The sequence below is a fragment of the Phaeobacter sp. genome, from assembly GCF_022825805.1.
GTDB lineage: Bacteria > Pseudomonadota > Alphaproteobacteria > Rhodobacterales > Rhodobacteraceae > Phaeobacter.
Map to the genome: position 1 here is coordinate 19,407 of NZ_JAJDWC010000016.1, position 15,005 is coordinate 34,411.

Annotated in this window: 12 protein-coding genes; 7 read left to right on the forward strand and 5 right to left on the reverse strand. The window is 56.9% G+C overall.

The annotated features are described in order from the left end of the window. Window positions 1-133: 133 nt before the first annotated feature. From Q0C28_RS01170 to grxD, 6 genes are all read left to right on the forward strand, one after another. A complete protein-coding gene (locus Q0C28_RS01170) occupies window positions 134-1,039 on the forward strand; it encodes a LysR family transcriptional regulator (protein ID WP_293572814.1) in 906 nt (301 codons plus the stop codon). Window positions 1,040-1,584: 545 nt separating this feature from the next. After that, window positions 1,585-3,750 carry a phosphoribosylformylglycinamidine synthase subunit PurL gene (gene purL, locus Q0C28_RS01175; RefSeq protein WP_293572815.1) on the forward strand — a complete coding sequence of 722 codons (2,166 nt, stop codon included), beginning with the start codon at window positions 1,585-1,587 and terminating at the stop codon, window positions 3,748-3,750. Between the two features lie 112 nt (window positions 3,751-3,862). Next, entirely contained in the window at window positions 3,863-4,423 is a 561-nt protein-coding gene (locus Q0C28_RS01180; RefSeq protein WP_293572816.1) for a hypothetical protein, read from the forward strand. Between the two features lie 67 nt (window positions 4,424-4,490). After that, window positions 4,491-4,727 (forward strand): BolA/IbaG family iron-sulfur metabolism protein, encoded by a 237-nt coding sequence (locus Q0C28_RS01185; protein ID WP_293572817.1) that lies wholly within the window; start codon window positions 4,491-4,493, stop codon window positions 4,725-4,727. Window positions 4,728-4,924: 197 nt separating this feature from the next. Beyond that, window positions 4,925-5,254 carry a hypothetical protein gene (locus Q0C28_RS01190; protein ID WP_293572818.1) on the forward strand — a complete coding sequence of 110 codons (330 nt, stop codon included), beginning with the start codon at window positions 4,925-4,927 and terminating at the stop codon, window positions 5,252-5,254. 296 nt (window positions 5,255-5,550) lie between these two features. Then, a complete protein-coding gene (gene grxD / locus Q0C28_RS01195) occupies window positions 5,551-5,913 on the forward strand; it encodes a Grx4 family monothiol glutaredoxin (protein WP_293572819.1) in 363 nt (120 codons plus the stop codon). Window positions 5,914-6,054: 141 nt separating this feature from the next. Here grxD and Q0C28_RS01200 read toward each other — a convergent pair whose 3' ends face one another. Both Q0C28_RS01200 and Q0C28_RS01205 read right to left on the reverse strand, forming a co-directional pair. Continuing rightward, window positions 6,055-6,453 carry a cell division protein ZapA gene (locus Q0C28_RS01200; RefSeq protein WP_293572820.1) on the reverse strand — a complete coding sequence of 133 codons (399 nt, stop codon included), beginning with the start codon at window positions 6,451-6,453 and terminating at the stop codon, window positions 6,055-6,057. After that, window positions 6,453-7,877, reverse strand: a complete 1,425-nt coding sequence (locus Q0C28_RS01205) for a hypothetical protein (RefSeq protein ID WP_293572821.1) — start codon at window positions 7,875-7,877, stop codon at window positions 6,453-6,455. The genes Q0C28_RS01200 and Q0C28_RS01205 overlap by 1 nt, the downstream gene beginning before the upstream one ends. A gap of 302 nt (window positions 7,878-8,179) precedes the next feature. Between Q0C28_RS01205 and tkt the strand changes: the two genes are divergently transcribed. Continuing rightward, entirely contained in the window at window positions 8,180-10,201 is a 2,022-nt protein-coding gene (gene tkt, locus Q0C28_RS01210) for a transketolase (protein WP_293572822.1), read from the forward strand. Window positions 10,202-10,678: 477 nt separating this feature from the next. Here the strand turns inward: tkt and Q0C28_RS01215 are convergent, their stop codons facing one another. From Q0C28_RS01215 to Q0C28_RS01225, 3 genes are all read right to left on the reverse strand, one after another. After that, complete coding sequence (locus Q0C28_RS01215) at window positions 10,679-12,787, reverse strand: S1 RNA-binding domain-containing protein (protein WP_293572823.1); 2,109 nt, start codon at window positions 12,785-12,787, stop codon at window positions 10,679-10,681. Further along, window positions 12,751-13,326 carry a type I restriction enzyme HsdR N-terminal domain-containing protein gene (locus Q0C28_RS01220; RefSeq protein WP_293572824.1) on the reverse strand — a complete coding sequence of 192 codons (576 nt, stop codon included), beginning with the start codon at window positions 13,324-13,326 and terminating at the stop codon, window positions 12,751-12,753. The genes Q0C28_RS01215 and Q0C28_RS01220 overlap by 37 nt, the downstream gene beginning before the upstream one ends. Window positions 13,327-13,803: 477 nt before the next feature. After that, window positions 13,804-14,775, reverse strand: a complete 972-nt coding sequence (locus tag Q0C28_RS01225; protein ID WP_293572825.1) for a DUF808 domain-containing protein — start codon at window positions 14,773-14,775, stop codon at window positions 13,804-13,806. Window positions 14,776-15,005 lie beyond the last annotated feature (230 nt).

Sequence of the window (15,005 nt, forward strand, 5' to 3'; positions counted from 1 at the left end):
GCTGACCTGTATACTGTTTTTTGCCCTCGTCGTTTTCCCGGCATTGGTCTCATTGCGTTTCGCAGCACCAATGAAATTGAAAATGTCGATACATTTCATATAGGGTCAAAGCGAGGCATCGAAAGTGACGGGTATGGACTGGGACAAGCTAAGAATATTTCACGCAGTGGCAGATGCAGGCAGTTTGACCCACGCGGGGGACAAGCTGAATTTGTCACAATCCGCGGTCAGCCGGCAGATCCGGGCGCTCGAAGAGAGCCTCAGCTCCACCCTGTTTCACCGCCATGCGCGGGGACTGATTCTCACCGAACAGGGCGAACTGCTGTTTGATGCCACCAAATCCATGTCCAAACGGCTTGAGGCGGCGTCTGCGCGGATCCGCGACAGCGAGGAAGAGGTGTTTGGCGAACTGCGGGTCACCACCACCTTTGGATTCGGCACGCTGTGGCTCGCGCCCCGCCTGACCAAACTCTATGAACAATATCCGGACCTAAAGATCGACCTGATGCTGGAGGAACGGGTTCTGGACCTGCCCATGCGCGAGGCCGATGTTGCCATCCGCATGAAAGAACCCAGTCAGGCCGATCTAATCCGCAAGCGGTTGATGACGGTGCAGATGAAACTCTACGCCTCGCGCTCCTATGTGGAACGTCACGGGATGCCGGAAGTGGCCGAAGACATCGGAGCACATCGGTTGATCTGTCAAAATCCCCGTTCGGCGCAGGTCGGCTCGGCTGCGGTTCTGGTGCAGAAACTGATGACCCACAATCCGTCATCATTGCTGACAGTGAACAACTATTTCGGCGTGTTGCAGGGCGTTCTGCACGATTTGGGCATCGGTGTGCTGCCCGATTACGTGACCGAAGACTTCCCGGATCTGGTGCCGGTGCTGTCGGATGAGGACACCAACCCGGTTCCGGTCTACCTCGCCTACCCCGAAGAATTGCGCCATTCGCGGCGGATTTCGGCGTTCCGCGACTTTGTGCAGAACGAGATCATCGCCCATCGCAAACACATGAAAGAGCTTGGCAAATTGTAGCCATGCAAAAAACGCATGGCAGCAATGCTATTTTCTAAGGCTGAATATACTTGATCGGGCGACACAGCGCCCCTAAATCAGCTCATGAAGACAGCAACACTGCGGTCTTCATACCTCCCTGTTGGACTTCGGCCGAGCTTAGTGCTCGGCCTTTTTTTTGCGCCTGCCGCGAACTGGATTTCGCGGCGTCGACATGGGACTTTGCAGGTGGCGCCCTCCTGCTAAGTCATTGCCCTGCTGACACATATTATAGGGCGTCATATCAAAGTGGGCGCAAATTGCCGGAGGCCGTCACAGTGCAGCACGGCACCCTGCCGCTTTTCTAAAGCGCAAACTCTTAAGCAGAGGTGAACCGCACCGGGCAATCCGCATCCTTATTTGGCAGCAAAATTGCGCCGGACCGCAAACGCACCTACGGCTGCGAGCCTGGACACGAAATCTGGTCTGTGCAGCGCCCAACATGACAAAATGCGCTTTTTTCTTCCCCCTCGGCCCTGCTTGCCCTACAAGGCGCGCAATCGCAGCCATTGGGGGACGACAAAGGGATGCAGGAACCTGCCATCACGCCTGAACTGATTGCCAATCACGGGCTGAAGCCCGATGAATATGATCTGATCCTGGAAATCATCGGGCGGGAGCCGACCTTCACCGAGCTGGGTATTTTCTCGGCCATGTGGAACGAACACTGTTCCTACAAATCCTCCAAGAAATGGCTGCGCACCCTGCCGACCGACGGTCCACAGGTGATCTGTGGCCCCGGCGAAAACGCAGGCATCGTTGATATTGGCGATGGTGATGCGGTGGTTTTCAAAATGGAAAGCCACAACCACCCATCCTACATCGAACCCTATCAGGGCGCGGCCACCGGTGTTGGCGGCATTCTGCGCGACGTCTTCACCATGGGCGCGCGCCCCATTGCGTCGATGAACGCGCTGTCCTTTGGCGAACCGGCCCACCATAAGACCCGACAGCTGGTCAATGGCGTGGTCGAGGGCATTGGCGGCTACGGCAACTGCTTTGGCGTGCCTTGCGTCGGCGGTGAGGTCCGTTTCCACCCCGCCTACAACGGCAACTGCTTGGTGAACGCCTTTGCAGCCGGTCTGGCCAAAACAGATGGCATTTTCTATTCTGCCGCGTCGGGCGTTGGCATGCCGGTGGTCTATCTTGGTGCCGAAACCGGTCGCGACGGGGTTGGTGGCGCCACCATGGCCTCGGCCGAGTTTGACGACACCATCGAAGAAAAACGCCCCACGGTTCAGGTTGGTGATCCCTTCACAGAAAAACGCCTGATGGAAGCCACGCTGGAACTGATGCAGACCGGAGCGGTGATCTCGATCCAGGATATGGGGGCCGCCGGGCTGACCTGTTCTGCGGTTGAAATGGGCGACAAAGGTGGGCTGGGCGTGCGTCTGGATCTCGAAAACGTGCCGCAGCGCGAAGAGAACATGACCGCCTATGAAATGATGCTGTCGGAATCCCAAGAGCGGATGCTGATGGTGTTGAAGCCCGAACTCGAAGCCGAAGCGCGCGCCGTGTTCGAGAAATGGGATCTGGATTTCGCGATCGTCGGTGAAACCATCGCCGAAGACCGCTTCCTGATCATGCACAACGGTGAAGTGAAGGCCGATCTGGTTCTGTCCAAGCTGTCCTCTACCGCGCCGGAATATGACAGACCCTGGGTCGAAACCCCGGTGCCAGAGGCCCTGACAGATGCGGATGTGCCGACGATCGACCCGATCGACGGGCTGCGCGCGCTGCTGGCGAGCCCGAACTATGCGGGCAAACAGTGGGTCTATGAACAATATGACACCACCGTCATGGGCGACACGGCGCGCCGTCCGGGCGCAGGCTCTGGCATCGTGCGGGTCCACGGCACCGACAAACAGCTCGCGTTCACCTCCGATGTGACCCCGCGCTATGTGAAGGCCAACCCGTTCGAAGGCGGCAAGCAAGCGGTGGCAGAAGCCTATCGCAACCTCACCGCCATCGGTGCAAAACCCTTGGCCACCACCGACAACCTGAACTTCGGCAACCCTGAAAAGCCAGAGATCATGGGCCAATTTGTCGGCGCAATCAAAGGCATCGGAGCCGCAGTTGAAGCACTGGATATGCCCATCGTGTCGGGCAACGTGTCTCTGTACAACGAAACCGATGGCCAGGCGATCTTGCCGACCCCGACCATTGGCGCCGTTGGCCTGATTGCCGCTGGCGAAGAAGCCATTGTCGGCGAAGCGCGTGAAGGTCACGTGGCACTGCTGGTGGGCGATACCGTGGGCCATCTGGGTCAATCCGCGCTGCTGGCAGAGGTGTTCAACCGCGAAGACGGCGATGCGCCGGCAGTGGATCTGGAACTGGAAAAGCGCAACGGTGAATTCATCCGCGCCAATCGCGACTTCATCAAGGCCTGCACCGACCTGTCCGACGGCGGCCTGGCGCTGGCCGCGTTTGAAATGGCCGAAACCGCGGGCGTTGGCGTTCAACTGGATGCTGGCGACACCCAGACGCTCTTTGGCGAGGATCAGGGGCGCTATCTGATCGCCTGCAACTTCGATCAGGCCGAAGCACTGATGATGGCAGCAGGCCAGGCCGGTGTCAGCATCACCACAGTTGGCAAATTTGGCGGCGATACGGTCCGGATGGGTGGCTCTGACGCTGCGCTGAGCGATCTGAGCGAAGTGTTCCGCTCCAGCTTTGCCGCTGCGGTGGCGTGATCTGCGCCATGAGCGCGACCTGCTCATATGACATTGCAGACGGGTGGGACAGAAACGCTGTCCTGCCCGTTTTGCTTTTGTCGGTCACACCATCCATCAGCGTGACTGCGCCATGACAGACCTGCATTTGCCGAACTCGCAGTTGCCGGACTTGCACTTGCCCGAGCTGGACGCCGATTGCAGCCGCTGTGCGGCCCTGTGCTGTGTGGCCTATCCCTTTGCCGAAACCGAAGATTTTGCCATCCTGAAGGACACGGACACGCCCTGCCCGAACCTGTCAGAGACCTGTTTCGACTGCCGCATCCACCAGGGGCTATCCCAACAAGGGTTCGGCGGCTGTGTGGCCTATTCCTGCGCCGGTGCGGGCCAACGGGTCACGCAACATTTGTTTGACGGCGAAACCTGGCGCGACGATCCCGATCTGCTGCAGCACATGACCCATGCCCTGCGAGTGGTGCGGCCGATTCACGAAGCCTTGCTGATCCTGCGAGAGGCCCTGCTGCTGCCCCTGCCCGATCCGGTGCGCCAGCACTGTGCCGGGTTGATCAACACGCTGGCCGTGGCGGATGCGACCTCCATCTGGGACTTTGAAGAGGGTGAGGTGCAGGACGCGTTGGCCAGCGTACCGGAATTTGTGGCGACACTGGCCCCTTATGTGGCGCACCGGCGCTAATCCTGCTTGCAGCACCCTTGGTGGCGACCTACATTTTCAGCAGCTAGAACATAAGGAAATATGCTGGATGCCGATGCAAGCCCATGAAATCGAAGAGCTGCTGCGTGAGAGTTTTCCCGATGCGGAAATCCAGGTCGGTGGCCATGATGGGGTCCATATGTCCGCCATGGTGATCGATGAAAGTTTTCGCGGAAAGAACCGGGTCCAGCAGCAGCGCGCGGTCTATGCTGCGTTGAAGGGCAAGATGGACGGGTCCGACGGGGAACTGCACGCCTTGGCTCTGACCACCAAGGCACCGGAATAACACCGGCATGGCGATGCGCGTTCTGACCCGTTTGATTTTACCGCCGGATGTCACTGTCACGTGCTGTGGCATTCAGGGGTTTGATCTGCGCATCGCCGGTTGCCGCAGCGCAGATGGCGTTATGCGGACACGGGGCGCGACAGGCAAACTAACAGGCAATCCGACGGGCACAGCAACCATCACAGGGGGCTGTTTCGATGACAGAACTGCTGGCCAATGACGGGTTGATGGCCGTTCTGGTGATCGGTGTTATTGTGCTCGCCGGTGTCGTTGCCTGGGTCAATCAAAGCCGCAGCCCCTTTGTGGAGGAAGATGACGACCCCCGGTATCATACCCTGCGGTCTGATTATCAGTCCGGCATGGGCGGGGGCGCTATGCGCACCTGGAAAGTGCCCAAAGATCCCGATGAATATGCGCGATTTTTTGTCCCCAAGGGTCTGGCAACAGACCAGTCCGCCGCCCTGACAGATCAATCCGCAGACGCGTTAGAGGCAAGTGGCACAGACACAAAGAAGAGCGGGAGATGACAGCTGTTCTGCGATCCTGACCCGTCGACCCCATCCATCACCCTGCCCCATCGGCCCCATCCATCGCCCTGCCCCATCGGCCCCCTCCTATAAACCTGACCAACCCCAATCGCTGACACTTTGACCGGATAAAGCGGTCTGTCTTGTTCCAGACACATCCGCCGCCCTGCCCCGAACTCTGACCTTGGCAGGCCCACCAAACAGACCTCGCCGCATCGTGGGTCTTTCAAATCGCAAGCGACTGCCGTATATCCAAACCAACCGAAATCGGATTAAAGCCCGAGAGGAAACGCAAAATGACTGACGTAAAATCCCGTATCGACGATTTGGTAAAAGCCAATGACGTGGTCCTGTTCATGAAGGGCACTAAGGACATGCCCCAGTGTGGCTTTTCCTCGCGTGTGGCGGGCGTGTTGAACTACATCGGGTTGAGCTATGCCGATGTGAACGTGCTGGCAGACGAAGAAATCCGCCAGGGCATCAAAGACTACTCCGATTGGCCGACCATCCCACAGCTCTACGTCAAGGGAGAGTTCGTTGGCGGCTGCGACATCATCACCGAGATGACGCTGTCGGGCGAACTGGATGGTATGTTCGAAGAAAACGGCGTCGCCTTCGACAAGGCCGCTGCTGACAAAATCCGCGAAGCCAACGGCTGATCCGCGGTTTCCAGTTCCGCAAACCTAGGCGCGCCAATTTAACCGCGCCAATCTAAGCGCGCTGGTCTGAAACAAAAAACACCCTGCGATCGCTCGCAGGGTGTTTTTGTTTGGCGTGTTGAGCACCTAGCCGATGCTCGCTCAACTCTGTGTCGTTGTCTCTTCCATCTGCTGGGCCAAGGCCTCGCTGCGCGCGGCAAGCTCTGCCAGCGTTTCTGTCACCAGAGGCGGCACCACCGGCACTTCGATACGTTCGGGCTCTGGTGCCGGTGCGGCGCGCAGCTCGGCCAATTCAGCGGTGCGCTCTGCCAGCTCGGCCTCGACCTCTTTGATCCGATCTTCGACCGCTGCGGTTTTGTCCGCCAGCATCAGACCCGCCATCAACAGCATCCGTGCTTCGGGCATCCGGCCGATCTGATCAGACAGCACCTGCGCCTCGTCATCGAGCATTTTGGCCGCTGCGTGCAGATAGCTTTCTTCGCCGACCTGGCAGGACACTTCAAAGCCGCGCCCACCGATATGGATTGTCACTTCGGGCATCAGAGATCTTCTCCCTCTGGCAGTGGTTGCGCAGTGCGCGCGGTGGGCATGGTTGTGCTCAGCGCCTCAGCAGCCGTGGGGTCAGCACCTGCAGCTGGCTGGATTTCGGGCGCCGGCGCAGCGGCTGGGTCAACGTCCATGAGAGGTTCAGCCATACTCAAAGGCTCCGCGCTGGGGGCTGGTTCTGGCGTCACATCAGCGATGTCCAGCTGCTCGGCAGTGCCAACAAGATCCCCGGGTGTTTCGAGTTCCGCAGATGCCTGCGGTGTATTGTCTGTATCCTCGGCCCCACCATCCGTCGCATCTGAAGGATCAGCCCAGGCAGAGGGGGCATCTGCAGGTGCCGCGACGGAAGTTTCATCCACACCGGCCGCAGCCACATCCGCTGGCGCATCACCGGCTGCGGCCAAGAGCGGCTCCAACTTCGCCAGGATCGCACTGACATGGGCTTTTTCGCTGCTCAGGTTTGCTTGCAGAGCCTCAACCTCGGATTGCAGGGCGGCGTTGATCAGATCCGGATCGCCAATGCCCGCGCTGTTGGCTTCACGCAGCGCCGCATTGGACGCGCGCAGCTGTTCGACCGTCGCGCTGAGTTCCTGATGGGCATGATCCAGGCGCACCAATGTCTCGTTCTGGGCCTGGAGATCTTCTTGACTTGGTGCTTGTTGAGTTGGCGTGTCTTGAACTGCCGCTGCGTCTGTCGCGGCACTGGCCACTGCAGCTGCGGTCTCTGCAGCGCTTTCGGCGGCAGCTTCGGCGGCGACAAGCGCCGCTTGCGACTGTGACAGTTCCTGGCGCAGTGTCTCCACCTCGCCTGTCAGCGCGGCGACCTGATCTTCGAGTTGAGACTGATCTGCCCCCACATCGCTCGCGGGTTCCTGCGCAGCCGCTTCAACCGCCTGGGCCTCTGCATCGGCGCGCAGTTGCGCGACACTGGCACGGGCTTCGTCCAATTCGTCCTGCAGCACCTCGCGGGCGGAGGCCGCTTCGTTGCCCTGGATCTCCAGCTCCTGCTTTAGACGGGCCACTTCCGCCTTGAGCACATCGCCCTCTGCCTTCAGCGCGTCCCGCTCGGCGGTGTTGCCAACCTCATTGCGCAGCAGTTCGACCTCGGCCTGCAAAGCGGCCACTTCGCCGACATCATCCGTGGCGGCGGGCGCCGCAGCGGCGGCTTGCTCGGCCTCGACCAGTTGGGCACGCAGCACTTTCACCCGCTCTTCCAGCTGGGCATTGGCGAGGCGTTCTTCCTCCAGATCACGGGTGAGACTGTCCTGCAGGGCAGCGGTTTGGGTCTGGGCCTCTGCCTGCGCTTTTGCCTGTGCTTCGGTGGCACTGCGCGCCGTGGCCTGCAAGGCGTTGGCACCTGCACCAATGCGATCCATTGCAGCCAGAATCCGTCCCTGCAACTCTTCGATCTGCTCCATGCCTGTCCCTTCGCGACCTCGTGACAATATGCTGCGCGGCGTGCCGGATCGATCCGGTCTGCGCCCTGGCGCCCGTCGGGATCTGGCAGATCCGGAAATCCACCCTGGCTCGCGTCAAGCGCGAATCACACCGACCAAAGCACCACATGCTCAGTTTAGTTTATGCAGGGATAAATTACCCCCTGTTTGCTTTCAAGCACTTGCAGCATTTCCTTCGCGCAAGATACTGCGCAAATGCTTGATCTTTGTCATTTCATCGTTATTGAGCGCGTAGTCTGCCCAAAACCCAGAGGAAAATTCCAGTGGATCTGACCGCCCTGCGCACCGCCAACCCCGAACATTGGACCAAGGCCGCGGCTATCCGTGCCCTTGCGCTCGACGCTGTTGCTGCGGCCAATTCGGGCCATACCGGCATGCCCATCGGCATGGCCGATGTCGCAACCGTGCTGTTTGAAAAGCACATGAAATTTGACGTGGCCGCACCGCAGTGGCCCGACCGGGACCGTTTCATCCTGTCCGCCGGTCACGGATCGATGTTGATTTATGGTCTGCTCTATCTGATGGGCGACAAACAGGTCACGCTGGAGCAGATCAAGAACTTCCGCCAGATGGGCGCATTGACCGCGGGTCATCCAGAAAACTTCCTGATCGACGCCGTTGAAACCACCACCGGCCCCCTGGGCCAGGGCATTGCCAATGCCGTTGGTTTTGCGATGGCAGAAGAGCTGCAGCGCGCCCAATACGGTCGCAAACTGGTGGATCACCACACTTATGTGATCGCAGGCGACGGCTGCCTGATGGAAGGCGTCAGCCAGGAGGCCATCGGTCTCGCCGGGCGCCACTCGCTCGGCAAGCTGATTGTTCTGTGGGACAACAACAACATCACCATCGACGGCACGGTCGAGCTGTCGGATCGCACCAACCAGGTTCAGCGCTTCAAGGCGTCGGGCTGGCATGTGCAGGAAATCGACGGTCACGACCCCAAAGCCATTGATGCCGCGATCGAAGCCGCGAAAAAGACCAAAAAGCCCTCCATGATTGCCTGCAAGACCCATATCGCTTTGGGTCACGCAGCGCAGGACACCTCCAAAGGTCACGGCGCGCTGACCGATGCAGACCAGCTGAAAGCCGCAAAAGACGCCTATGGCTGGACCGGTGGCCCGTTTGAAGTGCCCGCAGACATCAAAGCCCAGTGGGAAGCCATCGGCCAGCGCGGTGCCGAGGCACGCGCCGAATGGGAAGCCCGCTTTGCCGAAACATCCCAGCAGAAACAGGACCGTTTCAACCGCGCCTATGCGCTGGAAGCCCCCAAGAAGCTCTCTGCTGCGGTCAAAGCACTGAAGAAACAGGTCAGCGAAGATCAACCGAAAGTCGCCACCCGCAAAGCATCGGAAATGGCACTTGCGGTGATCAACCCGCTGATGCCTGAAACCGTCGGTGGCTCTGCCGACCTGACCGGCTCCAACAACACCAAGACCGGCGATCTCGGCGTCTTTGACACGGACAATCGCAAGGGTCGCTACATCTACTGGGGGATCCGGGAACACGGTATGGCCTCCGCGATGAACGGCATGGCGCTGCACGGCGGCATCCGCCCCTATGGCGGCACCTTCTTCTGTTTCACCGACTACGCTCGCCCAGCAATGCGTCTGGCGGCCCTCTCGAAACTGCCGACAGTCTTCGTGATGACCCACGATTCCATCGGCGTTGGCGAAGATGGCCCGACCCACCAGCCGGTGGAGCATCTGGCGATCTGTCGCGCGACCCCGAACACCAATGTGTTCCGTCCCGCAGATGCGGTGGAAACCGCAGAGGCCTGGGAAATCGCCCTGACCGAGAAAGAAACCCCCTCGGTCATGACGCTGACCCGTCAGAACCTGCCGACTGTGCGCACCGAGCACAAACTGAACAACCTCACCGCCAAAGGCGCCTATGTGCTGGCAGAAGCCGAAGGTAAGCGTCAGGTCATCCTGATCGCCACGGGCTCTGAGGTGTCGGTCGCGATGGAGGCAAAGGCCCAGCTGGAAGCCGAAGGCATCGGCACCCGCGTTGTGTCCATGCCCTGCATGGAGCTGTTTGCCGCCCAGGACGAAGCCTATCGTCGCAAGGTCCTGCCCGCAGGTCCGGTTCGCGTGGGCATCGAAGCCGCTGTCCGCGACGGTGGCTGGGACCGCTGGCTCTTGGGTGAGCGCGGCCAGGAGAAGAAAGCCGCATTCGTCGGCATGGACCGCTTCGGCGCCTCCGCCCCGGCGGGTGAGCTGTTCGAGAAATTCGGCATCACCGCCGCTGGCACCGTGGCAAAGGTGAAAGAGCTGTTGGGCTAAGCCAACGTCCCATACGGTTGAAACACGAAGGGCACCCAATCGGGTGCCCTTTTTGTTTTGGAATGGCTGCTGTGCGGACCCTGCTGCCGTTCGCTGCACCCGCTTGGTTTCCGCTGCGGCTGCGCGGGTTTCGGGGGGACAAGCAGGAACTTGACCTTCTCTGCAGGTGCGAAACAGTCAGGGCGAAACGTAGGAAACCGACATTCAGGCAGCGCCACAGGCAGTTCCGGATCCACAGCGCCGCAGGTCGGATTCTAGCCCAGCATTTTGCAATATTCGGCGCAAAGCGTGAGCGAAGGGTACGGTTGTAGCAACGCTTCTCTGCAGCTACTTTCTTTCCTCGCTAACCACGGCCGAAAGTCTGGGTGCAGTCTTCCCCCTACTGGGTGCATTCGAAAAATTAAAGTTTTCCAAAGTTATGCTGAATAAAAAATTCAAAATATTATGAGCTCAATCCTCCTCCCCTCCCTCTGATTATTAACTATAGTCAAAACTCGTCAAGGAAATCTTTCTTTCAAATACATCCACATCCAGTACCCTCACTTCTATTTCATCTCCAATTGCCTTCGCGGCATCCTCATCATTGCATTTGCTAGTGTGCAATAGCCCAGTAAAGGAATCCTCCAGTCGAACAAATATTCCAAATTGCTTTATATTAACCACTACTCCTTTCGCCATTGTTCCGGGCGGATAGCGTTCATCCAATCCTGCCCAAGATCCGGCTAGCTGGCCTTCGCGCTCTTTGATGGTTTTAACGAGAGAATTGACGGCCAAAAGCTCACCAATGTCGCTATCAGAAAAAACCAAATCCAAATCTTGGCTTAGTGTGTCCCTCTCACTCTTCAAGAAATTCACAGCTGTTTTTGCATTCATAAGTGAACTCCGATTGTCGAAGTGCAACCTTGGATTGTAGCTTCGATCTACGACTGACCGAGCGACAGCCTCTTGGCGAAACCACGTGTCTTCAGAAACTGCAGCTAGATAGTGAGGGTTTCCTAGCATGTACAAATGCGTCCTGCCCGCTGGACTGATTGTTATCAGGTCATCTAGTGTTAACCCAACCATTCTAAAGTCTTCGCTGACAATACAGAAATGTCGCGCCAGATAATTAATTTCTCTGGTTAATACACCTTCATCAATGCCGATTTTGCGCAAGTCATCGAGTAGGTCCCTACCTCGTGTGTAGCCATCCTTTCTTGCTCCCTTTCCGACGTGCGCGACATTTGCGAGGAATCTTAGAATCGCAATTCTTGAAAAGTAGCTAGGTCTGTCATCGTCAATTTCGGAGGAGAAGAGATTGACAACATACGAATAGTCGCTGTCATAGTATCTCTTCTTTGACCTCAAAACTACCCTACTTACGAGAGATATCGGAAGGGAATAAGACCCTTTCGATTGCACCATCTTTACGATGTGATCTTCTGAAATATGTCCACTTGAGCAGAACTCCAGGAATATTTCCATTGCCCGCCGCATGTTGCGCCCTGCCAACCCAATTAACAGACGCCTAATATTTGAATTTGAGTCGAACACTAACTTCAGAATAGAGTTTAGGTACGACACCTTATCAGCCGCGGTGTATGTGGCTTTCATAGAGTTCGGGAGGTCGTAGGAAAATTTCTCTTCCGGATTTTCTTTAAGCTTGGAGATAGCATAATCAACCCGTGATCTAAGTATCAAATCGAACCTGGGTGACTCAATACGGAAGGCCAAATCCTTGAGCGCTGTATCTAAAGGAGGTAAGTTTAGATTCCTGTCATAGGTCTCCTCTCGCAATGGTAAAAATACCATGGCGTTAAATTCATTCCTTAGCCACTGAGCCGCCTCAAACATTAATAGTTGCTCTTCTAAGAGACGCTTGTCACAGTTATCTAAAACGATCACGACTAATGCCGAGTGTCGGCTCGAAACATACTTACAATATGATTGCGCTCGATAATGCGCGTTCTCGACACATCCGGTGAGTATTTCCGCAAGCTTCTCATTGTATTTCGTCTTATCATGTTCGTAGAGCCTTCCCACGCCCTTTCGAAAGGTCTCCACGTCAGTTCTAAAAATTTTTCGAAGCGTCTCAAGTTCGTCGAAGGCGATATCACTCTCTACACTTCGTATTCTTTCTATTATCTCTACGCGAAGCCAGTTGTAGATCTCTTCCTTTGAAACCGGAGCTTGATTCATATTCAAATGAATCCAGCGTGTACTTCTTTTCACATCATTTGGGAGGGCTTTTACTCTCAAATGATCAACGAAAGTGGTTTTTCCGGAACCAGCAGCACCAACCAATAGCATTACTTGGTTCGTTAGCTTGTCGCCCTGCCTGAGCTTTTTGATAATCTGCTCCGGCTCAGATGTATCTTCAATAGTAGTTGTATTGTTCTCGGATGGGGGAACAATCGCCCGAAACGTTCTATCAATGGAATCTACATAGCGTTCGCGGCGTTTGGACGGAATATAGCATTCGGATGCAACCACATTGCGCTCTTCAATGTTCGCAGGATCAAAGACACCTCTGAAATCTGTTTTTATAGTAGTTCCGAAGGAGTTTAGCCCTACCTCCTCGCTTTGCGCGGCGATTCCTCCCACCATTTTTCGCGGCTTCCAATATCGTTTGGGTCTGATTTTTTTAGTACCGCCTCGCCCCGTTTGGACATTTGATTGTGGCCATACGCTTCCAAGAAGGCTGAAAAATCGACATCCGCTTGACTGAAATTTTTTGCTAATATGTCAAACTCCGGAGACTCTGTGTTTGCGCGACCGGCAATCAGTCTTTCTCCATTGCATGCAATAACATGCTGTACAGGATCGACCTGCGCACTATATCGCGCGTTCAATTCTGACGAATATAGTCTTGCCTCACGCATCGCTTCCTCAAGGTCTTCGCCTACCGCTTTGGCTTCGATCACCAAAAGAGGAATACCTGCATGTACAAAAACGTAATCGGGGTAGTAGTTCTTTTTCGATTTTCCCTTACCTATTGTGATACTCTTGATGCTAACTTTCGTGAAAATTCCATCTTCCGGCAGCGCCAAGCCGTGAGGAGCTTGCGAAGTCAAAAGAGGCCAAATTATCTTTTGTTCCACATCACTTTCGGTTCTTAGATTGTCGGCTTGGAAATTTTCTGGCATTGCGGATTCGTCTCTATTATTTTTGGCTAAATTACTACCGTAGTGAGCCTTTCGAGCTCGGGTGTTGCTGTGTGTTCAAGTAACGCTAACTTCGGTAGTGCACCTAGCCAAGTAAAACCTACTATCGCTCATCGATTAGCGGCGGGGTGGATCCGCTAACGTACAGTCGTTGAGAGTTGAGTTTCCTATGTGCAGCGCAGCGACGACCTTGCCCCGCTAGGTCTTGCTTTGGACTGCTGGCCGTCATTGCGCCTGCGACAGGCGCGGGGTCTTTTTCCACAAGTTGGTCATAAGCATGTTGGAAATGCTCTAAAGCAGACGAATCGCTGGACTGGTGAAGCTGCTCCGCAGCAACGATAGGTAATGTGAACGACAGGTGAGGGCTGCGACAGATAATGTGCGATTGCAGCATGCAGCCTGATCGGCAATGACAGCAAAGGGCTCACAACAGACATCGCTCCAGTCACCGGTGGGCGATCAATGCGCAGCATTTTTCCCCGAAACTGCCGCAATCACCGGACCCACAATCTTCGTCGCAAGCGGGATCAGCGCGAGGCCGTAGGCGAGGCCCAGCACTCCATCCATTGCAGCTTTGGCGGTCCATTCGGCAAAGCCTTCCCAAGCGGCAGGCACGGCGTGGCCGACGGCATAGGCCCAGTCGTGGATCAGATGCCCCGGCGCGCCCACGCCCAACTCCTCCAGCCCGTGGATCATGATCGAGCCCCCAACCCACAACATCGCGGCGGTGCCGATCACCGACAGCGTCCACAAGAGCACCGGCATGAACCGGACCAACCCGCGCCCCAGACCGCGACCAATGGGGGTCGGCGCGTTTTTGGTGAGGTAAAGCCCCACATCGTCCATCTTCACGATCAGCGCGACGGAGCCATAGACCGCGACGGTGACGCCAATGGCAACCACGGCCAGTGTGGCTGCCTGCATCCAGACATTCGGGGCCTCGATGGCGGCCAGCGAGATGGTCATGATCTCGGCCGACAGAATGAAATCGGTCTTGATCGCGCCCTTGATCTTCTGCTCTTCCAGGTGGCCTGGGTCCTTGACGCTCATGTCCTCGTCGATGGCATGGCTGGCGTGGGGAAACAGCACGTGAAAGATCTTCTCCGCGCCTTCGAAACACAGGTAGCTGCCGCCCAGCATCAACAGAGGGGTGATCAGCCAGGGGGCAAAATTGGCCAACAGCATGGCCACCGGCAGCAGCAACACCAGCTTGTTGAAAAATGATCCGCGGGCGATGCGCCAGATGATCGGCAGTTCACGGGCAGGCGCAAAGCCCTGCACATATTTGGGCGTTACGGCCGCATCGTCGATGATGACGCCAGCGGTCTTGGCCCCCGCCTTACCGGCAGCGGCGGCGACATCATCGATGGATGTGGCCGCAACCTTCGCCAGGGCTGCCACATCGTCCATCAGGGCCAGTAAACCGCTCATTGTGATCTCTCTTTCGCATCTGCCATTCTTGCTCTGGCTCCACCCTACCCATTCACCTGCCCAGCACAACCCGACATGACAGGCGCATCCCCCGTGGGATCTGCCGCTTTTGCCAGAGGGACTGCCACGCGGCGATTTTCGTTATCGCCATCAGTCATTTTCGTTACCGCCACCATCGCATTTTTGCGCTAACACAAGGGTTTTATATACCTTTTCGCACTTTTGCGGCT